Source organism: Pseudomonas ceruminis, assembly GCF_021602025.1.
GTDB lineage: Bacteria > Pseudomonadota > Gammaproteobacteria > Pseudomonadales > Pseudomonadaceae > Aquipseudomonas > Aquipseudomonas ceruminis.
The window spans coordinates 13,885-36,407 of record NZ_BQHW01000022.1; the positions used below are offsets into that span (position 1 = coordinate 13,885).

General features: G+C 62.8%; 22 protein-coding genes. 11 read left to right on the forward strand and 11 right to left on the reverse strand.

Annotated features, from left to right (window positions below):
- Positions 1–4: 4 nt before the first annotated feature.
- A complete protein-coding gene (locus L6D80_RS22065) occupies positions 5–223 on the reverse strand; it encodes a cysteine-rich CWC family protein (RefSeq protein ID WP_054899384.1) in 219 nt (72 codons plus the stop codon).
- The gene (locus L6D80_RS22070; protein WP_054899385.1) at positions 216–1,706 is read right to left on the reverse strand and encodes a sensor domain-containing diguanylate cyclase; all 1,491 of its coding nucleotides are present in this window, start codon (positions 1,704–1,706) and stop codon (positions 216–218) included. The genes L6D80_RS22065 and L6D80_RS22070 overlap by 8 nt, the downstream gene beginning before the upstream one ends.
- 212 nt (positions 1,707–1,918) lie before the next feature.
- On the opposite strand from L6D80_RS22070, the gene L6D80_RS22075 reads away from it, so the two are divergent.
- Positions 1,919–2,323, forward strand: a complete 405-nt coding sequence (locus L6D80_RS22075) for a hypothetical protein (RefSeq protein ID WP_054899386.1) — start codon at positions 1,919–1,921, stop codon at positions 2,321–2,323.
- Positions 2,324–2,351: 28 nt separating this feature from the next.
- Here L6D80_RS22075 and L6D80_RS22080 read toward each other — a convergent pair whose 3' ends face one another.
- Positions 2,352–3,458, reverse strand: coding sequence for an enoyl-CoA hydratase/isomerase family protein (locus tag L6D80_RS22080; RefSeq protein ID WP_054899387.1), 1,107 nt, complete (start codon positions 3,456–3,458; stop codon positions 2,352–2,354).
- 119 nt (positions 3,459–3,577) lie between these two features.
- Between L6D80_RS22080 and ung the strand changes: the two genes are divergently transcribed.
- On the forward strand, positions 3,578–4,270 hold the full coding sequence (ung, locus tag L6D80_RS22085; RefSeq protein ID WP_176515289.1) for a uracil-DNA glycosylase: 693 nt from the start codon (positions 3,578–3,580) through the stop codon (positions 4,268–4,270).
- Between the two features lie 50 nt (positions 4,271–4,320).
- Here ung and L6D80_RS22090 read toward each other — a convergent pair whose 3' ends face one another.
- From L6D80_RS22090 to L6D80_RS22110, 5 genes are all read right to left on the reverse strand, one after another.
- Entirely contained in the window at positions 4,321–5,352 is a 1,032-nt protein-coding gene (locus L6D80_RS22090; protein ID WP_054899389.1) for an AbrB family transcriptional regulator, read from the reverse strand.
- Positions 5,345–6,859 carry a tripartite tricarboxylate transporter permease gene (locus L6D80_RS22095; RefSeq protein ID WP_054899390.1) on the reverse strand — a complete coding sequence of 505 codons (1,515 nt, stop codon included), beginning with the start codon at positions 6,857–6,859 and terminating at the stop codon, positions 5,345–5,347. Before L6D80_RS22095 ends, L6D80_RS22090 begins: the two co-directional genes overlap by 8 nt.
- Positions 6,860–6,862: 3 nt before the next feature.
- On the reverse strand, positions 6,863–7,321 hold the full coding sequence (locus L6D80_RS22100) for a tripartite tricarboxylate transporter TctB family protein (protein WP_054899391.1): 459 nt from the start codon (positions 7,319–7,321) through the stop codon (positions 6,863–6,865).
- A gap of 123 nt (positions 7,322–7,444) precedes the next feature.
- Positions 7,445–8,425, reverse strand: a complete 981-nt coding sequence (locus tag L6D80_RS22105; protein WP_176515287.1) for a Bug family tripartite tricarboxylate transporter substrate binding protein — start codon at positions 8,423–8,425, stop codon at positions 7,445–7,447.
- Positions 8,426–8,456: 31 nt separating this feature from the next.
- Positions 8,457–9,746 carry an OprD family porin gene (locus L6D80_RS22110; protein WP_176515284.1) on the reverse strand — a complete coding sequence of 430 codons (1,290 nt, stop codon included), beginning with the start codon at positions 9,744–9,746 and terminating at the stop codon, positions 8,457–8,459.
- 199 nt (positions 9,747–9,945) lie between these two features.
- On the opposite strand from L6D80_RS22110, the gene L6D80_RS22115 reads away from it, so the two are divergent.
- Entirely contained in the window at positions 9,946–10,620 is a 675-nt protein-coding gene (locus L6D80_RS22115; protein ID WP_054899394.1) for a response regulator, read from the forward strand.
- Entirely contained in the window at positions 10,610–11,989 is a 1,380-nt protein-coding gene (locus L6D80_RS22120; protein ID WP_054899395.1) for a sensor histidine kinase, read from the forward strand. Before L6D80_RS22115 ends, L6D80_RS22120 begins: the two co-directional genes overlap by 11 nt.
- Before the next feature lie 12 nt (positions 11,990–12,001).
- On the opposite strand, the gene L6D80_RS22125 is transcribed toward L6D80_RS22120, so the two are convergent.
- Together L6D80_RS22125 and ygfZ are read right to left on the reverse strand one after the other, a co-directional pair.
- Positions 12,002–12,808, reverse strand: a complete 807-nt coding sequence (locus L6D80_RS22125; RefSeq protein ID WP_176515282.1) for an HDOD domain-containing protein — start codon at positions 12,806–12,808, stop codon at positions 12,002–12,004.
- Between the two features lie 50 nt (positions 12,809–12,858).
- A complete protein-coding gene (ygfZ, locus tag L6D80_RS22130; RefSeq protein WP_176515280.1) occupies positions 12,859–13,800 on the reverse strand; it encodes a CAF17-like 4Fe-4S cluster assembly/insertion protein YgfZ in 942 nt (313 codons plus the stop codon).
- A 133-nt stretch (positions 13,801–13,933) separates the two neighbouring features.
- Here ygfZ and L6D80_RS22135 point away from each other — a divergent pair, with 133 nt between their 5' ends.
- Positions 13,934–14,188 (forward strand): FAD assembly factor SdhE, encoded by a 255-nt coding sequence (locus tag L6D80_RS22135; RefSeq protein ID WP_054899398.1) that lies wholly within the window; start codon positions 13,934–13,936, stop codon positions 14,186–14,188.
- Entirely contained in the window at positions 14,172–14,630 is a 459-nt protein-coding gene (locus tag L6D80_RS22140; protein ID WP_176515278.1) for a protein YgfX, read from the forward strand. The genes L6D80_RS22135 and L6D80_RS22140 overlap by 17 nt, the downstream gene beginning before the upstream one ends.
- Positions 14,631–14,701: 71 nt before the next feature.
- Here the strand turns inward: L6D80_RS22140 and nadB are convergent, their stop codons facing one another.
- Positions 14,702–16,306 (reverse strand): L-aspartate oxidase, encoded by a 1,605-nt coding sequence (gene nadB / locus L6D80_RS22145; protein ID WP_176515276.1) that lies wholly within the window; start codon positions 16,304–16,306, stop codon positions 14,702–14,704.
- 435 nt (positions 16,307–16,741) lie between these two features.
- Between nadB and rpoE the strand changes: the two genes are divergently transcribed.
- From rpoE to lepA, 5 genes are all read left to right on the forward strand, one after another.
- Complete coding sequence (gene rpoE, locus L6D80_RS22150; protein ID WP_003252049.1) at positions 16,742–17,323, forward strand: RNA polymerase sigma factor RpoE/AlgU; 582 nt, start codon at positions 16,742–16,744, stop codon at positions 17,321–17,323.
- 31 nt (positions 17,324–17,354) lie between these two features.
- On the forward strand, positions 17,355–17,945 hold the full coding sequence (locus L6D80_RS22155) for a sigma-E factor negative regulatory protein (RefSeq protein WP_054899401.1): 591 nt from the start codon (positions 17,355–17,357) through the stop codon (positions 17,943–17,945).
- 12 nt (positions 17,946–17,957) lie between these two features.
- The gene (locus L6D80_RS22160) at positions 17,958–18,923 is read left to right on the forward strand and encodes a MucB/RseB C-terminal domain-containing protein (protein WP_176515274.1); all 966 of its coding nucleotides are present in this window, start codon (positions 17,958–17,960) and stop codon (positions 18,921–18,923) included.
- A 208-nt stretch (positions 18,924–19,131) separates the two neighbouring features.
- Positions 19,132–20,538, forward strand: coding sequence for a DegQ family serine endoprotease (locus tag L6D80_RS22165; RefSeq protein WP_371418614.1), 1,407 nt, complete (start codon positions 19,132–19,134; stop codon positions 20,536–20,538).
- Positions 20,539–20,721: 183 nt separating this feature from the next.
- A complete protein-coding gene (gene lepA, locus L6D80_RS22170; protein ID WP_054899404.1) occupies positions 20,722–22,521 on the forward strand; it encodes a translation elongation factor 4 in 1,800 nt (599 codons plus the stop codon).
- Positions 22,522–22,523: the final 2 nt, after the last annotated feature.

The window sequence follows — 22,523 nt, forward strand, 5'->3', positions numbered from 1 at the left end:
CAGTCTAGCGTTTTTCACCTGCGGGCGCATCCAGCTGGTCCAGCACCTGGGCGCAGCGCGGGCAAAGGCAGGCCTGGTTGCGCAGTTCGGCAGGCAACGCCTGCAGCACCGCCGCGTCGATGGTCACGGTGTAGCACCAGCAAGCCTCGGTGGCGCTGCGGGGGGTGGCCAGGGTGCACTGGTTGAGGGCGCCACAGGCGGGGCAGTGCTGGCTGTCATTCATGGTCGGTTCCGGGTGTTTCACTGCAAGTACGGTTACGGCCGGCCTGCTTGGCTCGGTACAGCGCACGGTCGGCGCGCGTCAGCAGGGCGTGCAGGCTGTCACCCGGCTGCAGCGCACTCAGGCCAATGCTGGTGGTCAGGCGCAGCGGCCGTTCGTCATAGCTGAAGGTCAGTTGCTCGGTACGCCGACGGATCTTTTCGGCGACGTCGATAGCGTGCCTGCCGTCGGCCTCGCGCAGCAGCACGATGAATTCCTCGCCGCCCCAGCGGCACAGTATATCCGACTGGCGCAAGCTGCCTTGCAGCACATTGGCGAACTGGCGCAGCACTTCGTCGCCTGCCAGGTGACCGTGGGTGTCGTTGAGCGCTTTGAAGTGGTCGAGGTCAATCAGCAACGCCACCAGCGGCGCGCCGTCGCGCTGGGCTTCCTGCAGCGCTTGTGCCGCCAGCAGGTCGAAGCTGCGCCGGTTGGGCAGCCCGGTGAGGCTGTCGAGGGTGGCCACGGCCTCGATGCTGGCCTGGTGACGCCTGAGCATGGCATGCAGCAGCGTCAGTACCACCAGGGTGATCATGGTGCAGATCGCCAGGTTCAGGTAAAGCGAGTGGCGAATGCGGTCCAGTGCGCCCGTTTCGCGCTTGTCCACCAACAGGTACCAGTCCAGTTCCGGGAGGTGGCGCACGTTGAGGAAGTGGCTATGGCCTGCGCTGTCCCGGTATTCGTGGCTGCCCTGTGCGGGGACAGGGTGCTGCGCCAGCAGCTCGCTCAGTTCGGGGTTGGCCTGTAGCGGTTGCCCGGCCCTGAGGCCATGTGGGCCGCCGCCAGAGCCAGTGAGCAAGACCGTGCCTTTGGCGTCGGTAAAGAACACCGAGCGCTGATAACGTTGCTGGTAGGTGTCGATCAGGTTGACCACGGCCTTCACACTCAAACCGACCCCGGTCGCGCCGATGAAACGTTGCTGGTAGTCCAGCACCCGGTAATTGATGAACACCGTGAGGCTGTCATGGTTGGCCATGTCCAGGTCGACGTTGATTTCGTAAGGGGCCTTGAGGTCACGCACGCGGAAATACCAGGCATCACGCCAGGTGCCTGGTTCGACATGCTTGAGCACACCCCGGGCCTGATAGTAGGTGAGGGTGCGATCGGAGACGAAGAATGAGGTGAAGGTGTCCTGCTGGCCCATGACTTCGCCAAGGAAGTGCGTGATACGCCGAGGGTCCTGTTCACCGGCAAGCACCCAATCGCGCAGGAAGGTGTCCTGGGCCATCATCGAGGCGATCAACACGGGGCGAATAAGGTCTTTCTGGATTTCGGAATAGACCGTGTCGGAGGTCAGCGGCAGCTCGGTATTGACGATGGCGTCGCGGATCGCGCTGCGGGAAGCCCAGTAGCTGAGCAACGATGTGGCCAGAAAGCCACAGGCCAGCAACATCAGCAGGGCGAGGATCAACGAGCGCTGCGAAAACAGGGCGGAGCGTGAAGGCATGATCGTCCCGTGATGTGTGCCGAGGCCTTCATTCTAGTGATATGACCCGAAAAAGACTGCAGATTTTTCGGGGTTATTTCGAGCTGTTTCTATTTGTTGCTGAAAGGGCACTGCACCTTGTTGCAACGGTCTTATTCATTGTCGACGAACGCTTTTGAGTCGACGCTCGCCAGCGCCGCTGTTCGGGCACCCCAGCGGTCCAGGAGGCCGCCATGTTCTATCGAATGCTGTTGATCGCCCTGTTGGGGCTGATGACATCCGCCTGTGTGCCCTACTACCAAGGTGGCACCTATTATCGTTCCGATTATTACACCACCGATCGTTATGTATCGCCTGGGTATTACCGATATGACCGTTACTATGCAGTGCCGCAACCGCGCTACTACTACCAGCCGGCACCGCGCTATTACCGGCCCGCCCCGGTGCCGCAATACCGTCCCTATCCACAGCCGGGGATGAACCAGTGGCATGGCAACCCGCGTTACGACTATGGCAATCGTCAGCGTTATGACTATGGGCGCGATCGGGACCGCCATGATTACCGTAACGACAGCCAGCGCTATCAGAACGACCGTTGGCATTCAAACGGGCGCGGCAATGGCAACTGGCAGCGGTGAACGTTGAAGGGGCGGCACAGCAGCCCCGTCAAGCCAGATCCGCCAGCGGATGCCGCCCCTCCCACACCTTGGCGAAATGCGCCTCAACCACCGCCGCTGGCACCTGGGCCACATCCGGCCAGTGCCAGCGCGGCTGGTTGTCTTTGTCCAGCAAGCGGGCGCGCACCCCCTCGCTGAACTCTGGATGACGGCAGCAATTGAGGCTCATGCTGTATTCCATCTGGAAGACCTGGGCCAATGACAAGTGCCGTGCCCGGCGGATCTGCTCCCACACCAGGTGCGCCGTCAGCGGGCAGCCTTCGTGCAGCCGCTGGCCGGCCGCAGCGAGCAGCGGGTCGGTGTGGTGTTTCAAACTTTCCAGTGCACGCCATGCGGCAGCAGGTTCGGCGACATCAAGCAGTTCGTCGATCACCTGACGCCTGGGTAGCCATTGGGCCGGTGGCAGTTGCGCACAGGCGCGATGCTGTTCGGCCTTGAGCAGGCTGTTCATTTGCAGATCGGTCCGCTCCTGCCAGTTCAGTTGCAGCAGCTCATCGATCAGGCCTTCCTGTTGATGTTCGCCCAACAGGCGGTCAGCCAGGCCAAGGTCCAGCGCATCGCGGGCGTTGATCGGCGCACCGGTCAGCCCCAGGAACAGCCCGAGCTTGCCGGGCAGGCGGGCCAGGAACCAGCTGGCGCCAACGTCGGGGTAAAGGCCGATGCTGATTTCGGGCATCGCCAGGCGGCTACTGGGGGTGACGATGCGCACGCCAGCGCCTTGCAGCAACCCCATGCCGCCACCCAGCACATGCCCGTGGCCCCAGCACAGCAGCGGCTTGGGGTAGGTGTGAATGAAATAGTCGAGGCGGTACTCGGCAGCGAAGAAGGTGGCCGCCAGTGGCGGCACGCTACCTGGATGCTCACGGCATGCCTGGGCCAGCGCCCGTACATCGCCCCCGGCGCAAAAGGCCTTGGCGCCATTGCCACGCAGCAGCACGCAGACGATGCCCGGATCACGGGCCCACTCGTGCAAGTAATCGCCGAGCACTTCGATCATCGGCAGGGTGAGGGCATTGAGCGCCTTGGGGGCATCCAAGGTGGCAATGCCGATGCGGGCGCCATCGGCGCCGGTCAGTACCTCGCAATGAATGGACATGGACTACCTCGCGCAATTCATCCTCCCAGTATGGCCTGCCTGGCCGATCATGCAGGCCGGATCGATTGACAAGCACGGATGCCTTACCTAGTGTCGCGCCATTGATTACGGATGGCCCCATGACTGACGACGATCGCATCAAACTCGAGCCCAGCTGGAAGGCCGCGCTGCGTGCCGAGTTCGACCAGCCCTACATGCACCAACTGCGTGAGTTCCTGCGCCAGGAGTACGCCGCCGGCAAGGAGATCTACCCGCCGGGGCCGCTGATTTTCAATGCGCTGAACTCCACGCCACTGGAACAGGTGAAAGTGGTGATTCTTGGCCAGGACCCGTACCACGGCCCCGGCCAGGCCCATGGCTTGTGTTTCTCGGTGCAGCCAGGCGTGCCAGCACCGCCTTCGTTGGTGAACATCTACAAAGAGCTGCAGCGCGACCTGAACATCCCCATTGCCAACCATGGCTACCTGCAGAGCTGGGCCGAGCAGGGTGTATTGCTGCTCAACACGACCATGACTGTCGAGCGCGCCAATGCCGCGTCGCATGCCAAGAAAGGCTGGGAGTTCTTTACCGACCGGATCATCCAGGTGGTCAGCGAGCAGTGCCCGAACGTCGTGTTCCTGCTGTGGGGCGCCCATGCACAGAGCAAGCAGAAACTGATCGATGGTACCAAGCACCTGGTGCTCAAGTCGGTACACCCGTCGCCACTGTCGGCGTACCGAGGGTTCCTGGGTTGCGGGCATTTCAGCCGGGCCAACGGCTTTCTCGAGCAGCGTGGGCTGACGCCGATCAACTGGGCGCTACCGCCGCTTTGAGCGATGGCCCCATCGCCGGTAAACACCTCCGGCGATGGGATAAGCGCTCCTCAGCCCTGATCTTTCACCCAATACCTGAACATCGGCTCGGCCAGAAATAGTACGAACAGCAAGCGCATCACCTGCAATGCCGTCACCAAGGGCACCGACAACTGCAGGGTCTCTGCCGTGAGGCTCATTTCGGCGATCCCGCCGGGCATCATCCCCAGGGTCAGCGAGCGCAGATCCAGCTCCGTCATCACACTCAACCCCCACGCGGCACTGCCGGCAACCAGCATGCACAGCGCCGTGCTCAGCAAGGTGCGCCCCAGAAACGAGGGGGCCCGGCGGAAGAATGCGCGGTTGAAGTGGCAGGCCAGCCCGCTACCGATCAGCCATTGGCCAATCTGGCTGGCTCCGTTGGGCAAAGCAATCTGCAAATTGCCCGCAAGGCTTAACGTAGCCGCCACCAGCAATGGCCCGAACAGCCAGGGGTTGGGTTGGCGCAAGCGCTGCCATAGGAAACCGACCGCCACCCCCAGCGGCGCAATCACTGCAAGCCAGCCCCAACTCACACTCCCGGCGTGATTGAGCGCTACCCCGTCACCGATCAGCAGCTTGAACAGCGCCGGTACGCACAGCACCACCGCCAGCACCCGCAGGCTCTGCGCCGCCGCTACCTGGCTGAGCACTGCGCCGTTGCGCGCACCCAGGTTGACCATCTCCCCGGATCCACCAGGCATGCTGGCGAAAAACGCCGTGGCGCGGTCTTCACCGGTGCGCCGCAGCAGCCACACACCGATCACGCTGGACAGTGTCGTGAACAACGCCGCACAGAAGATCAGCACGAAATGGCTAGCCACTTGCTCGATCACCGCCGGGGTGAAGTGCAGGCCGATACCGAGCCCGATGATGCATTGCCCGCATTTGCGGCCATTGGGGATTTCTGAAAGCTGCCAGGGCGTCAGGCAGCGCACCAGGATGATCGCCAGCAATGAGCCGACCATCCATGGCAGCGGCCAACCGACCCAGCTGGCGAGGTACCCGCCAGCAAGGCCTACCAGCCCTGTCGCCCAGAACAGCGGCAACGACCGATCAGGCATCGGCCATCGCCCGGCGCTGCAGGCTGCGTTTGCGCCAGATGCGCAGCAGCGGCAGGCAGAGCATGCACACCACCAGCACCCAGACGCCCATGCTGATCGGGCTTGACCAGAGGATGCCCAGTTCTCCGTTGGAGATGGACAGCGCACGGCGCAGGTTCTGCTCCATCAGCCCGCCGAGGATGAAGCCGAGCAGGATCGGCGACAGCGGGAAGTCCAGCTTGCGCAGGATGTAGCCCATGATGCCGATGCCGACCATCAGGAACAGGTCGAAGGTGGTGGCATGCACGGCGTACACACCGATCGCGGTGATGATGGCGATCACCGGCACCAGCGCCCAGTTCGGCACGGCGAGGATACGGGTGAAGATGCGGATCATCGGGATGTTCAGGATTACCAGCATGATGTTGGCGATGAACAGCGAAGCGATCAGGCCCCAGACGATGTCTGGTTGCTGTTCGAACAGCAGCGGGCCGGGGGTGATGTTGTACAGGGTCAGTGCGCCGATCATTACTGCGGTGGTGCCCGATCCAGGCACGCCCAGGGTCAGCATCGGCACCAGGGCGCCACAGCACGAGGCGCCGATGGCCGTTTCCGGCGCTGCCAAGCCACGGGCGTCACCCTTGCCGAAGTTGCCCGAGGTGCCGGCAATGCGCTTTTCGGTCATGTAGGCAACCGCACTGGCCAGGGTGGCGCCAGCACCGGGCAGCACGCCCATGATGAAACCGAGCAGGCCGCAGCGGATATTGACCGCGAACACCGACGCTGCTTCCTTGAAGTTGAACAGCATGCGCCCGGTTGCCTTGACCGCCTGGTGGCCATGGTGCGTCTTCTCCAGCAGCAGGAGAATCTCGCTGATCGAGAACAGGCCCAGCACCAGCACCACGAACTGGATGCCGTCGGCCAGGTGCACGCTGTCACCGGTGAAGCGGTACACGCCACTGTTGGCATCGATGCCCACTGCCGACAGGAACAGGCCGATCAGCGCGGCGATAAAGGTTTTCAGTGGTTTGTCACCGGCCATACCGCCGAGGCAGACGATGGCGAACACCATCAGTACGAAGTACTCCGCCGGGCCGAAGGCAATGGCCCATTTGGCCAGCAGTGGGGCAAACAGCACCATGCCGCACGTGGCAATGAACGCACCGATGAACGAGCTCCAGGCCGACAGCGACAGGGCCACGCCGGCCAGGCCCTTGCGGGCCATTGGGTAGCCGTCCAGGGTGGTCATCACGGTCGAAGCTTCGCCAGGAATGTTCAACAGGATCGAGCTGATGCGCCCGCCGTATTCACAGCCCAGGTACACCGCGGCCAACAGGATGAGCGCCGACTCCGGCGGCAAGCCGAGGGCGAAGGCGATGGGGATGAGCAGTGCCACGCCGTTGATTGGGCCCAGCCCCGGCAGCAGGCCGACGACGGTGCCGATCAAGGTGCCCGACAGGGCGGTGACCAGGTTGTACGGGCTCAAGGCCACGCCGAAGCCCTGGCCCAGGTAGCTCAAGGTATCCATGTGTCAGTTCTCCAGTACGCTCAGCAGGCCAAGGGGCAGGGGCACATCCATTACGCGGTCGAACAGCCAGTACAGGAACAGGCTCATGCCGACCACCACGACGCTGCTGAACAGCCAGCGGCCGCCATACAGGCGGGCCATGGGGATGCCAACCAGGATGGCGCTGACGATGAAGCCCAAGGTTTCGAAGGTGCTGGCGAAGAGGATCAGCAAACCGACGCAGGCGGTGATCTTCAGCAGGGTTTCGCGGTCAAGTTCGGGCTCGTCGTCCTTGCGCACGATCGGGGTCGGGCGAATGGCGAGGTAGAGCAGGCCAAGGCCCATCAGGCCGAGCATCAGCAATGGGTAGGCGCGGGGGCCGACCGGTTCGTAGGAAAACGCGGCCTGGTAGGGCCAGGCCATGACGGCCAGGGCGGCGCACACCGCCAGCAGAGCCAGGGCGAAGATACGTTGCAGGATCATGAGTAAATCCTCATTGGGCGCGGACTTTGTGGGAGCGGGCTCGCCCCGCGAATACCGGCACCGCGGTGTCAGTTTCGCGGGGCAAGCCCGCTCCCACAGGGATCGGTTCAGGTAATCGGCGATTTACTGAATCAGCCCAAATTCCTTGGCCAGTGCCTTGTAGTCCGCCACCTGTTTCTTCACATAGCCATCCAGCTCTTCACCGGTCATGGCAAACGGGAACAGCTCACGCTGGTCACGCAACTTGGCGAAATCCTCGGAGGCCAGCATCGAGTCGAACGACTGCTTCCACCAGGCGTAGTCCTCATCGCTCACCTTCGGCCCAAGGTAGAAGCCGCGCACGACTGGCCAGACAATGTCGTAGCCCTGTTCCTTGGCGGTCGGTATGTCCTTCATTTCCGGCTCGTCCAGGCGCTTTTCCGCGAACACCGCGAGGATCCGCATGTTGCCGCTCTGGATGTGCGGCATGGAGTCGGAAATATCGGTGGAGCCGACCTGGATATGGCCACCCAGCAATGCGGTAGCGATTTCGCCGCCGCCTTCCAGGGCAACGTAGCGCAGGTCGCGCGGGTTGATGCCTGCGGCCTTGGCGATCAGCGCGGTCTGCATCCAGTCCTGGCTGCCGACGGTGCCCCCCGATCCGATTACCACCTTGCCCGGGTCTTGTTTCAGCGCCGCAACAAGGTCATCAAGGGTTTTGTAGGGCGAATCGCTTTTCACCGCGATGGCGCCGTAACTGGTGCCGACTGCGGCCAGCCATTTCACGGCGTTTTCGTCGAAGCGGCCGAACTTGCCCTGGGCCAGGTTCAACAGCGAACCGCTGGACCAGGCCACCAGGGTGCCGGCATCGGCCGGGCGCTGGGCGACCACCGCGTTGTAGGCCACTGCACCGACACCGCCGGGCATGTAGGTGACCCGCATCGGCTTGCTGAGGATCTTTTCCTGCACCAGGGCGCTCTGCACCAGCTTGCAGGTCAGGTCGAAACCACCGCCAGGCGAGGCGGGGGCGATGCATTCAGGGCGTTTGGGTTCGGCAGCGAACGCGTTACCGGCCAACAGCAGGCAACCGGTAGCCAGGACGAGGCGGCGCAGTGAAAAGGTCATCGTCTATCTCCGTGAACGTTGTTGTTATGGGTTACCACAGGGCCACGCTGTAGCTCACCAGCAGCCGCACCTCGTCCGCGTCGCGGGCGAAGTTCGAGCGGAAGGTGGCATTGCGCAGGCGCACGGCGACGTTTTTCAACGGGCCGCTTTGTACCACGTACTTGAATTCGGTATTGCGCTCCCACTCTTTGCCCTCGCTGCCATCGGCGCGGCTGACGTTGTCGCCGTTGATATAGCGGGTCATGAAGGTCAGCCCCGGGACGCCGAGCGCCGCGAAGTTGTAGTCGTAGCGCACTTGCCAGGAGCGCTCGTCGGCACCGGCGAAATCGTTGATCTGGACGAAGTTGACCAGGTACGGGTCGGCGCCATCGATATAGGGGAAGGCACTGTCACCCGACAGGTGCTGGTAGGCGGCGCTCACTTTGTGGCCGGCCAGGGCGTAGCTGAGCATGCCGTTGACGGTGGTGTTGTCGATCTTGCCGGCCTTGGCCTGGCCCTGGTCGTCACTCACCGCCAGGCGCAGGTCGGCGCCGAAGGTGCCCGGGCCCCAGGGCTGGGTGGCGACCATGCCGAGGAAGTGCTGGCGGTAGATGTCGTCCAGCTGGGCGAAGTGGTAGCTGCCGGTGATGCGATCGGTGAACTGGTAATCGACACCGGCCAGGTCGAAGTGGTCGGCCGAGAAGGTCCCGCCGAAGCGACCGTTCTTGTTGTTCAGGGCCAGGTCTTCCCAGTTGGTGTCGTTGCGGTCCTTGACCTTTTCCAGGCGGCCGCCGGTGAAGGTGAGGTGCTTGATCTCCCTGGAGGTAACCAGGCCGCCCTCGAAGGTCTGCGGCAGAATGCGCCCATCGTTGGGCTGCAGGGTTGGCAGTTCAGGGATCAGCGTACCGACTTTCAGTTCGGTGCTGGAAACCTTGATCTTGCCGGTCAGGCCCAGCTTGGAGTACTCGTTGGCGGCCTTGCCATCATCGTGGGTGGGCAGCAGGCCGGTGTCGGTGCGGTCGGGGCTGGAGTCGAGCTTGATGCCCAGCATGCCCAGCGCGTCCAGGCCAAAGCCCACGGTGCCATCGGTGTAACCGGACTCGAAGTTGAGCATGAAGCCCTGGGCCCATTCGTCACGCTTGGATTGCTGCGCGCTGGTGCCATCGCGGAAGTCGCGGTTGAAGTACATGTTGCGGGTTTCGAAGGTTGCCGTGCTGTCTTCGAAAAAGGCGGCCTGGCTCATCGGGGCGACACCGGCAAGTGCAAGGGCACTGGCGATGGCAGAAGGGCGTGCGGACAGGGAACGGGTAGGCGCGAACGCCTGCGGCTGCGATGACAGCATCGGGTTGACTCCGTTTATTGTTCTTATTCGTTGCACCTTGCTGGTGCTTTTTTCGGCGCGTGGAGCGACCGTGGTGCGATGCTAGGTAACGAACCTTTCACTAACCTTTCAGCGAGAAAGGTTTGTTACAAGGGCTTCACAGGCCGGGCGACAGCGGTACACTCCGCGCCACCGTCCCACCCGAGCAGGGGAGAAACCGATGCGTGTGCTGCTGGTCGAAGACCATCTGCAATTGGCCGAAAGCGTGGCCCAGGCCCTTAAGAGCCTTGGGCTGACCGTGGATGTGCTGCATGACGGCGTGGCCGCCGACCTGGCCCTGGCCAGCGAGGAGTACGCCGTTGCCGTGCTCGACGTCGGCCTGCCGCGCATGGACGGTTTTGAAGTGCTGGCGCGCCTGCGTGGCCGTGGCAAGACCCTGCCGGTGCTGATGCTCACCGCGCGCAGCGATGTGAAGGACCGGGTCCATGGGTTGAATCTCGGGGCGGACGATTACCTGGCCAAGCCCTTCGAACTGACCGAGCTGGAAGCGCGGGTAAAAGCCCTGCTGCGGCGTAGCGTGCTCGGCGGGGAGCGCCAGCAGCGCTGCGGCCCGCTGGTGTACGACCTCGACACACGGCGCTTCACCCTCGGCGAAGACAACCTGACGCTGACCTCTCGCGAGCAAAGTGTGCTTCAAGCGCTGATCGCCCGCCCTGGCCGGGTGATGAGCAAGGAACAGTTGGCCGCCCAGGTATTCGGCCTGGATGAAGAAGCCAGCCCGGATGCCATCGAAATCTATATCCACCGCCTGCGCAAGAAGCTCGATGGCCAGCCGGTTGCCATTGTGACCTTCCGCGGCCTGGGCTACCTGCTCGAGCACCGTGATGCGGGATAACGGCAGCCTGCGTGGGAGGCTGGTGGGCAACCTGGCGCTGCTGTTGGTGGTGCTGATGCTGGCCAGCGGCCTCAGCGCATACTGGAATGGCCGCGAAGCGGCCGACACCGCCTATGACCGTACCTTGCTGGCCTCGGCGCGGACCATTGCCGCGGGCCTGTCCCAGCGCGACGGTACCCTGAGCGCGGATGTGCCCTACGTGGCGCTGGACACGTTCGCCTATGACAGTGCCGGGCGTATCTACTATCAGGTGCTGGACATCAACCAGAAGCTGATCTCGGGCTACGAAAAACTTCCGCCGCCGCCGCCTGGGACGCCGCGCACCGATGACTATCCGGCGCTGGCACGGTTCTACAACGCGACCTATCTGGGCCAGGACGTGCGCGTGGTCAGCCTGCTCAGGGCGGTGAGCGAGCCGAACATGAATGGCATGGCCGAGATCCGCGTGGCCGAGACCGAAGAGGCACGGGTGCGCATGGCGCGTGGGTTGATGGCCGATACCTTGCTGCGTCTGGGCATGCTGGCGCTGGGGGCATTGGTGATGGTGTGGTTTGCGGTGAGTGCCGCGCTGCGCCCGTTGGAGCGGCTGCGCACGGCAGTCGAAGAGCGCCAGCCCGATGACCTGCGTGCGTTGCCGGTGGTGCAGGTGCAGCGTGAGCTTGGCCCGCTGGTGCGCGCGTTGAACCACTTCACGCAGCGGTTGCGTGGCCAGTTCGAGCGCCAGGCACAGTTCATCGCCGAGGCAGCCCACGAGTTGCGCACGCCGCTGGCAGCGCTCAAGGCGCGGGTCGAATTGGGCCTGCGTTCGCAGCACCCCGACGAGTGGCGCCAGACCCTGGAGTCTGCGGCCCAGGGCACCGATCGCCTGACCCACCTGGCCAACCAGTTGCTGTCGCTGGCGCGGGTGGAGAACGGCGCCCGGGCCATTGCCGAAGGGGGCGCGCAGCGCCTGGACCTGAGCCAACTGGCCCGCGAGCTGGGGATGGCCATGGCGCCGCTGGCCCACAACCGAGGTGTGGCGCTGGCACTGGAGGCGCAGGCACCGGTCTGGCTGAAGGGCGAGCCGACCTTGCTCAACGAACTGTTGAGCAACCTGGTGGACAACGCATTGGCGCATACGCCGGCAGGGGGCAATGTAATCCTGCGGGTGTTGGCCCCTGCAGTGCTCGAGGTGGAGGATGACGGGCCGGGAATTCCCGAGGATGAGCGCGAACGGGTATTCGAGCGCTTCTATCGGCGCAGTGCCCAGGGGAGTGGTTTGGGCCTGGCCATCGTCGGGGAGATCTGCCGTGCGCACCTGGCCCAGATCAGCCTGCATGACGGTGAGAATGGCGGATTGAAAGTACGGGTGAGCTTCATAGCGGATTGACGCGCAGCAAGCTCAGCGCAACATACTCCGCGCTTCCAGCAGCTCACCGATCTCCAGCTCGGTGCCAAACGGCAACCCCAGGTGGCGATAGGCTGGCAGCGCCGCCAGTGGCCGGCTGCGCCCACGCTGGCTGAGGCAACGGGCAATCTGCACCACGTCGATGTAGTCGACCTTGGTGGTGCAGCGGTCCAGGTCCTGCACCTGGCTTGGCAGGTTGACCAATTGCTCCGGGAATTCCCATGCGGAAAGGATCTTGTCCCCCAACACCGGCTGGATCTGCTCGATCACATAGTGCAGGCAGACCGGATCGGAGAGCAGCTCGTTGTGCTCTTCGGCATAAATCAGCACCGGTAGCGCGCCGATCTGGTTGACCAGGCCACCCAGTGTCGCCTGATCGGGTTTGAGCTGCGTGTAACGACGGCACAGCTCGTAACTGATGCCTGCCACTTCCAGGCTGTTGGCCCAGATATCCCGCAGCTTTTGCTCCACCGCAGGCGAGCGAGCATGGAAGATCTGCTCGATTACCAGGCCGATGGCCAGGTTGCAGCTGTAGTTGATGCCCAGGCGGGTGATGGCAGTGTGCAGATCGGTAACCTCGACCGCTGCGCGCAGCAGCGGGCTGTTGACTACCTTGATCAGGCGTGCCGAAAGGGCTGCGTCGCGGCCGATCACTTTGCTCAGGGCGGCAACGCTGATCTCGGTATCCTCGGCGGCTTCGCGGATGCTCAGGGCAACTTCCGGCAGCGTTGGCAAGACCAGGTCATCGTTGTCGATGGCGGTGAGCAAGTGCGCTTGAACCATCTCGGCCAGCTTGTTCATGAACTTCTCTGTTGCAGTGGTGCGACCCCGCCTTGGGCGGGGCGGGCTGGTCAGCGCTGGATTTCCCGGTCGCGGTCCAGTTCGTAAGGCAGGCTCAGCACTTGCAGGCGTGGGCCTTGCAGGCTGCCCAGGTGCAGGTTGCCGTCTTCCACCGCTTCGGCAGTCAAGACGCCGAGCAGTTCGCAGCCCTGGCCCGTGCTGGCGGCAATGACCACTTCACCGACCGACGAGCCGTGAGTGGGCGAGAATATTTCGGCACCTGGGGCAGGGACGTCTTGCTGATCGAGCGCCAGGCGGTACAGACGACGCTTGAGTTTGCCCAGGTACTGCATGCGGGCGACGATTTCCTGCCCGGTGTAGCACCCTTTCTTGAAGCTCACGCCATCGACTGCCTGCAGGTTGATCATCTGTGGGATGAACAGCTCGCGAGTCGGGCCCATGACCTGGCCGATGCCGGCACGGATCTGCCCCAGCAACCAGTCATTGAGGCTGCCTTCGGGTAAGGTGGCGGCCAGTTTTTCGCGCACGCCGGCCGCCTGGTCGGCTGGCACCCACAGCTCGGTGCGACCGTCCGAGACGGCAATGGCGATCAGGCCTTCATGGCGCACGGTGGCGCCGGCGTTGGCCGGCACCTCAAGGCCCAGTGCCTGTAACGCCGTGGCACCGCCCTGCAGGCCGAAACGTGCCCAGGCGGCACTTTCATCGCAGAGCGTGGCCTTGGAGAAAACGGCGTATTTCTTCAGGTCGGCCAGTTGCGGCTCGAGCAGGTCGCTGGCCATGGCCAGCAGGTAACCGTTGCCCTCGGGCAGAATGCGGAAGCTCGACTGCATGCGGCCCTTGACCATGCAGCGGGCGCCCAGGCTGGCGTGCTCGAGGCTGAGATAGTTGATGTTGCAGGTCAGCTGGCCCTGCAGGAACTTGCCGGCGTCGGAGCCGCGGACGGCGAGGATGCCCTCGTGGGACAGGGGGCTGAAGAAAGCGGAATCGGCCATGGGTCATCGCGGTGGCTAAAGACTGACGGCCATCATAGAACGCCAGTAACAAAATAGGTAGGTGACTAGACCAACGCCCTGTGCCGCTTCGTTCGCCTGGCTGTATACTGGCCGCCCATTCGAGGAGGGCCCCATGGTCGAACAAACTGAACTCAACCGGCTTTTCTGGCACAGCCGCCGCGGCATGCTGGAACTGGACGTACTGCTGGTGCCATTCACCCAGGAGGTCTACCCGAGCCTGAGCGAAGCCGACCGCGAACTCTATGTTCGCCTGTTGAGCTGCGAAGATCAGGACATGTTCGGCTGGTTCATGGAGCGTACCGAGTCCGAAGACCCGGAGCTGCAGCGCATGGTTCGCATCATTCTGGACCGTGTCCAGCCCAAGTGAGTGCTTCGAGTGCCGTTGGCAAGGCTCGCGCCTGTTGCTGACGGCCTACCTGGCTTGCCAGGTGCCAGCGTGGCTTGCCGTATGGGCGAGCCCGCTGCCTGGTTGGCTGGCCCCTTTCGTTATCGCCGCCTGTATTGCCCACGCGTGTTGGGCCATCCCCCGACGTATCCTGTTGACCCATGAGCATGCCGTTGTCGGCTTGCGCCGTGATGTGCGCGGGTGGCAGGTGCTTAACCGTGCCTGCGGGTGGCAGCCGGTGCGCCTGTGCCGGGACAGCGTGGCGTTGCCGGGGCTGGTGGTGTTGCGCTTTGAGCGGGCGGGGCGATGGTTCGGCCAGAGCCAGTGCGTACTTGGGGATGCGTTGGCGGCGGATGCGCATCGGCGATTGCGGGTGCGGTTGAAGTTCAGTCGGCGACGCTGGGCCGAGGTCCGTGGGGCTTAGGTCACGACGGTATTACCCCGAGGGCAGGGGGCGCGAAGCGTTCCCCTGCGTTGCGCGGTATCCGATCGACTTCAGAGTGGGCTGAGGATGGTGTCCTGGGCCTCTGGCAGCATCCCAGGGTAATCCAGGGTGTAATGCAAGCCGCGGCTCTCCTTGCGCTGCATCGCCGAACGAATCATCAGCTCGGCCACCTGGGCCAGGTTGCGCAGTTCGATCAGGTCGCGGCTGACTTTGTAGTTGCTGTAGAACTCGTCGATTTCGTCCAGTAGCAGGCGAATGCGGTGCTCGGCACGCTGCAGGCGTTTGCTGGTGCGCACGATGCCCACGTAGTCCCACATGAATCGCCGAAGCTCGTCCCAGTTGTGCGCAATGATCACGTCTTCATCCGAGTCGGTGACCTGGCTGGCGTCCCAGCAGGGCAGGGCGCTGGGCATGCCGATCTCATCAAGGTGCGCCTGGATGTCCGCTGCAGCGGCGCGGCCATAGACGAAGCACTCGAGCAACGAGTTGCTGGCCATACGGTTTGCACCATGCAGGCCGGTGAAGCTGGTTTCGCCGATGGCATACAGGCCGGGCACGTCGGTGTGGCCCCGGTCATCGACCATTACCCCGCCACAGGTGTAGTGGGCGGCCGGTACCACGGGGATCGGCTGGCGCGTGATGTCGATGCCGAACGTCAGGCAGCGCTCGTAGACGGTGGGGAAATGGCTCTTGATGAAATCGGCCGGTTTGTGGGTGATGTCCAGGTACACGCAGTCCACACCCAGGCGCTTCATCTCGTGGTCGATGGCGCGGGCCACGATGTCCCGTGGCGCCAGCTCTTCACGCGGGTCGAAGCGTGGCATGAAGCGTTCGCCATTGGGCAGGCGCAGCAGGGCGCCTTCGCCGCGCAAGGCCTCGGTGATCAGGAAACTCTTCGCCTGCGGGTGGTACAGGCAGGTCGGGTGGAACTGGTTGAACTCAAGGTTCGCCACCCGGCAACCGGCACGCCAGGCCATGGCGATACCATCGCCGCAGGCGCCGTCCGGGTTGCTGGTGTACAGGTAGACCTTGGCCGCACCGCCGGTGGCCAGTACGGTGAAGCGCGCACCGTAGGTATCCACCTCACCCGTATTGCGGTTCAGTACATACGCCCCCAGGCAGCGATCACCAGGCAGGCCCAGGCGGCGCTCGGTAATCAGGTCGACCGCCACGCGCTGCTCCAGCAGCTCGATGTTCGGCCGCTGGCGCGCTTGTGCCAGCAGGGTGGTGAAGATGGCCGCCCCCGTGGCATCGGCGGCATGGATGATGCGCCGGTGGCTGTGGCCGCCCTCACGGGTCAGGTGAAATTCGAAACCGCCATCGTCAACGCTGTAATGTTCATCGCGGGTAAACGGCACGCCCTGCTCGATCAGCCACTGGATGGCTTCGCGGCTGTGTTCGACGGTAAAACGCACTGCCGCTTCGTTGCACAGGCCACCGCCAGCGTTGAGGGTATCCTCGACATGGGACTGCACGGTATCGGTGTCGTCCAGTACCGCGGCCACGCCGCCTTGGGCCCAAAAGGTCGAGCCATTGGCCAGGTCGCCCTTGCTCAGGACGGCGATGCGCAGGTGGCTGGGGAGGTTCAGTGCCAGGCTGAGACCGGCGGCGCCGCTGCCGATCACCAGGACATCATGTTGGAATTGTTGGCTCATGTCGGGACACTAGTAATCTTCGAAGGGGGCGCGGCACAATAGTCACGCGCAGATGGCATTGTGAAACTATCGTGAATAGAGGCCGGGCTGTCTTTATAGCAGCCTGCGGTGGCCAATTTCCATGCCACCTGTGACGTAACGGCAATCTTCGTGGGAACTTTCCGACACGGCTGGAAATCCTATGAAGGCTGCCCGCACGCCAAAATTTGCCGCGGCGACGCAGGGCGGCAGCTCTTTGGGGGCTGACACTTGCGTATCGGAAAAATGATTATCGACGCAACCGGCCGTGACCGCGCCGCGTCTTCCGTGCGAGCCGACCAAGGGCCGCAGGAAACTTGCTTGGAGGGGAGAACTTTTGCGAAAAGCCCGAGTCTATGGTTGCAAGCCTGAACGAAGGTTGTTGCAACGCTCCTTCGAGTTCACTGAGGAGTGTTCATGCTAACCCAGGAAGAGGATCAGCAGCTTGTAGAGCGCGTACAGCGTGGTGACAGGCGAGCGTTCGATCTGTTGGTGCTGAAGTATCAGCACAAGATTCTCGGGTTGATCGTGCGGTTCGTTCACGATACCCACGAGGCCCAGGATGTGGCGCAGGAAGCCTTTATCAAGGCTTACCGTGCGCTTGGCAATTTTCGCGGTGACAGTGCGTTTTATACCTGGCTGTACCGCATCGCCATCAACACGGCGAAGAACTACCTGGTGTCCCGTGGAAGACGGCCGCCAGACAGTGATGTGAGCTCCGAGGATGCGGAGTTTTACGACGGCGATCATGGCCTCAAGGATCTCGAGTCCCCAGAGCGCTCGTTGTTGCGGGATGAAATCGAAGGCACTGTCCATCGCACCATCCAGCAACTGCCAGAAGATTTGCGTACGGCCCTGACCCTGCGTGAGTTCGATGGGTTGAGTTACGAAGACATTGCCAGTGTCATGCAATGTCCGGTGGGTACCGTGCGCTCTCGAATCTTCCGCGCTCGGGAGGCCATAGACAAAGCCCTGCAACCGTTGTTGCAGGAAACCTGAGACAGCGGCGACAGCCAAGAGAGGAACCGCCATGAGTCGTGAAGCTTTGCAGGAATCGCTGTCCGCGGTAATGGATAACGAAGCGGACGAACTGGAATTACGTCGGGTATTGAACGCCGTCGATGATGCCGAAACCCGTGCTACCTGGTCGCGTTACCAGGTGGCTCGCGCAGCGATGCACAAGGAATTGCTGCTGCCCAAGCTGGATATCGCCTCGGCGGTGTCTGCTGCATTGGCTGACGAAGCCGTGCCGGCCAAGGTCAAGCAGGGCCCATGGCGCAGCCTCGGTCGCCTGGCGGTTGCCGCCTCGGTGACTGTTGCGGTGCTGGCCGGTGTACGCATGTACAACCAGGATGAGATCACCGGTGCTGAGCTGGCTTCCCAGCAGCCTGCCCAACAAGGCCTGAGCATGCCACAAACTCAGGGCCCTGCTGTATTGGCAGGCTATAGTGAAAGCAGTGAGCAACCGACCGGGCCGATGGCCAACGGCGTGCTGCAGAACCAGGCCGGCTGGGACCAGCGTTTGCCGGGCTATCTGCGCCAGCATGCGCAGGAATCCGCGCTCAAGGGCACCGAAACCGCCTTGCCGTATGCCCGCGCCGCCAGCCTGGAAAACCGTTAAGTAAGGAGGATCATGCGCGCGCTACCTCTCCTGTCGCTGCTGATAGGCAGCTGCATGACGGTGCCAGCGTTGGCGGCCAACTCCTCGCCCGAAGCGAGCGAATGGTTGAACAAGCTGGCACAGGCCGAGCAAAAGCAGAGTTACCAGGGCTCCTTCGTTTACGAACGTAACGGCAGCTTCTCTTCCCACGACATCTGGCATCGCGCCGAAGATGGCAAGGTCAGCGAGCGGCTTCTGCAGCTCGACGGCACGGCCCAGGAAATCGTGCGCGTGGATGGTAAGGTTCAGTGCATCAGCGGCGCCTTGGCCAGTGGAATGAGCAGCCCGCCCGACGCTGCCCCGCGCATGCTCGATCCCTTGAAACTGATGAGCTGGTACGACTTGAGCGTGCAAGGCAAGTCGCGGGTCGCCGGGCGCGATGCCGTGATCGTCACGCTGAGTCCCCGTGACCAGCACCGCTATGCGTTCGAACTGCACCTGGACCGTCGCACCGGTTTGCCACTGCGGTCGTTGATGCTCAACGACAAGGGGCAACTGCTCGAGCGCTTCCAGATGACCAGGCTCGATACCGATCACCCGCCCACTGCCGAAGACCTGCATGCCAGTGCGGCGTGCAAGCCCGTGGAGCGTGTGGCCAGTGCCAGCATGCCGGCTGTCGCCGGTTGGCGTTCGGACTGGCTACCGCCTGGCTTCGAGCTGATCAACAGCACCGTGCGGCATGACCCTTCGCGCAATAGCACGATCAGCAGCTTGATGTACGACGATGGGCTTGCGCGATTCTCGGTGTTCCTGGAGCCGGTCAAGGAGGACTCGGGGGCCGACGTGCGCACCCAGCTTGGTCCGACCGTGGCCGTTTCGCGTCGGCTGAACACGCCCAAGGGCAAGATCATGGTGACTGTGGTGGGCGAAATCCCGCTGGGGACTGCAGAGCGCGTAGCGCTATCGATGCGGCCTCAGGATGCCCAGGCTCGCCAGTGATGGCGCGCCTTTTCGGCTTATGCCAAGGTGCGCGGACATGCGGCTGAAATGAAATTAAAGCATTGTCATTTGCAATCCATCTGTAAATTTTCTATAGGTCAGGCTTCTTGGAGTCTGGCCTTTCCTGCTTCTGCAGGGGTCTTACGCTAACTACGCTCGTTGTGACGGGAGCCGTATGTCAATACCACGCTTGAAATCCTACCTATCGATGTTCGCCGCCGTGCTGATGCTCGGTCAGGTGCTCAGCGCCCAGGCCGAGGAAGCCCTGCCGGACTTCACCACTCTGGTCGAGCAGGCCTCGCCGGCAGTGGTCAACATCAGTACCAAGCAGAAACTGCCTGACCGCCGCGTCGCCTCCGGGCAGATGCCGGACCTCGAAGGCCTGCCGCCGATGTTCCGCGAGTTCTTCGAGCGCAACATGCCACAGCAGCCCCGTTCTCCGCGTGGTGATCGCCAGCGTGAGGCGCAATCCCTGGGCTCGGGCTTCATCATTTCCAGTGACGGCTACGTGTTGACCAACAACCATGTGGTTGCCGATGCCGACGAGATCATCGTCCGCCTGTCGGACCGCAGCGAGCTGCAGGCCAAGCTGGTCGGCACCGACCCGCGCACCGATGTGGCGCTGCTCAAGGTCGAGGGCAAGAACCTGCCAACCGTCAAGCTGGGCGACTCCGAGAAGCTCAAGGTGGGCGAGTGGGTACTGGCTATCGGTTCGCCGTTCGGCTTCGATCACTCTGTGACCAAAGGTATCGTCAGTGCCAAGGGCCGTACCTTGCCAAACGACACCTACGTGCCGTTCATTCAGACTGACGTGGCTATCAACCCAGGCAACTCCGGCGGCCCGCTGTTCAACATGAACGGCGAGGTCGTGGGCATCAACTCGCAGATCTTCACCCGTTCAGGTGGCTTCATGGGTCTGTCCTTCGCCATTCCGATCGATGTGGCCATCGATGTGTCCAACCAGTTGAAGAAAGACGGCAAGGTCAGCCGCGGTTGGCTGGGTGTGGTGATCCAGGAGGTCAACAAGGACCTGGCTGAATCCTTCGGCCTGGACAAACCGGCTGGTGCCCTGGTGGCCCAGGTCCTGGAAGACGGCCCGGCAGCCAAGAGCGGTCTGCAGGTGGGTGATGTGATCCTGAGCATGAACGGCCAGCCGATCATCATGTCGGCAGACCTGCCGCACCTGGTCGGCACCCTGAAAGATGGCGCCAAAGCCAAATTGGAGATCATTCGCAACGGCAAGCGTCAGAACCTCGACGTGACCATTGGCGCGATGCCCGATGATGATGCCGACGTTGGTACTGGCACCGGTGCGGACGGCAGCGCCGAGCGCAGCAGCAACCGCCTGGGCGTTTCCGTCTCCGACCTGACCGCCGAGCAGAAGAAATCGCTGGAGCTCAAGGGCGGCGTAGTCATCAAAGAGGTCCAGGATGGCCCGGCGGCCCTGATCGGCCTGCGTCCGGGTGACGTCATCAGCCACCTGAACAACCAGGCGATCACCTCGGCCAAGCAGTTCACCGAAATCGCCAAGGACCTGCCGAAGAACCGTTCGGTGTCCATGCGCGTGTTGCGTCAAGGCCGCGCAAGCTTCATCACCTTCAAGTTGGCTGAATAAGCTGGGTTGTAGGCAGGAAAGGGCAGCTTCGGCTGCCCTTTTTCATGAGCGTTCACAATTCTTTGCGGGCGTCGGCCTGTATCGTGCGTCAGAGGAATCTCCCATATCCCCGCTGGTTGAGGTACAATTCCCGGCTATTTTTCGGCGGGCGTCCCGGCTCGCAGCCTTTTCGAGTGTTGACCCGTGAGTGATTTGAGTCATATCCGCAATTTCTCCATCATCGCCCACATCGACCATGGCAAGTCGACGCTGGCCGACCGTTTCATCCAGATGTGCGGTGGCCTGACGGCACGCGAAATGGAAGCCCAGGTCCTCGATTCCATGGACCTTGAGCGCGAACGCGGGATCACCATCAAGGCCCACAGCGTCACGCTCAATTACAAGGCGCAGGACGGCAAGGTCTACCAGTTGAACTTCATCGACACCCCCGGCCACGTCGACTTCACCTACGAAGTCTCGCGTTCGCTGGCCGCCTGTGAAGGTGCGCTGTTGGTGGTGGACGCCGGCCAGGGCGTCGAGGCGCAGTCCGTCGCCAACTGCTACACCGCCATCGAGCAGGGCCTGGAGGTCATGCCGGTACTGAACAAGATGGACCTGCCCCAGGCCGACCCGGACCGCGTCAAGGACGAGATCGAGAAGATCATCGGCATCGACGCCACCGACGCCGTGGCCTGCAGTGCCAAGAGCGGCATGGGCGTGGACGAGGTACTCGAGCGCCTGGTGCAGACCATCCCCGCGCCCGAAGGCAACATCGACGCGCCGCTGCAGGCGCTGATCATCGACTCCTGGTTCGACAACTACCTGGGCGTGGTCTCGTTGGTCCGTGTGCGCCACGGCCGCGTGAAAAAGGGCGACAAGATTCTGGTCAAGTCCACCGGCAAGGTGCACCTGGTCGACAGCGTCGGTGTATTCACCCCGAAGCACACCCAGACCGCTGACCTCAAGGCCGGTGAAGTAGGCTTCATCATCGCCAGCATCAAGGACATCCACGGTGCACCGGTCGGTGACACCCTGACCCTGTCCACGACCCCTGAGGTCGAAGTGCTGCCCGGCTTCAAGAAGATTCAGCCACAGGTCTACGCCGGTCTGTTCCCGGTCAGCTCCGATGACTTCGAGGATTTCCGCGATGCGTTGCAGAAGCTGACCCTGAACGACTCGTCGCTGCAATACATGCCAGAGAGCTCTGACGCCCTGGGCTTCGGTTTCCGTTGCGGCTTCCTTGGCATGCTGCACATGGAGATCATCCAGGAGCGCCTGGAGCGCGAATACGACCTGGACCTGATCACCACCGCCCCCAGCGTAATCTACGAGATCGAGCTCAAGACCGGCGAAACCATTACCGTCGACAACCCGTCCAAGCTTCCAGACGTTTCCGCGGTTGCCGATTTCCGCGAGCCGATCGTCACCGCGACTATCCTGGTACCGCAGGAGCACCTGGGCAACGTCATCACCCTGTGCATCGAGAAGCGTGGCGTACAGCGCGACATGCAGTTCCTCGGCAGCCAGGTGCAGGTGCGTTACGACATGCCGATGAACGAAGTGGTACTGGACTTCTTCGACCGCCTGAAGTCCACCAGCCGCGGCTATGCTTCGCTGGACTATCATTTCGATCGCTACCAGTCGGCCAACCTGGTCAAGCTGGATGTACTGATCAACGGCGACAAGGTCGATGCCCTGGCATTGATCGTGCACCGCGACAACGCGGCCTACAAGGGCCGTGCGTTGACCGAAAAGATGAAGGAACTGATCCCTCGGCAGATGTTCGACGTGGCGATCCAGGCAGCCATTGGCGGCCAGATCATCGCCCGGACCACCGTCAAGGCGCTCAGAAAGAACGTACTGGCCAAGTGCTACGGCGGCGACGTCAGCCGTAAGAAAAAGCTGCTGGAGAAGCAGAAGGCCGGTAAGAAACGCATGAAACAGGTGGGCAACGTGGAAATTCCACAAGAAGCCTTCCTCGCCGTGCTCAGGTTGGATAGCTAGGT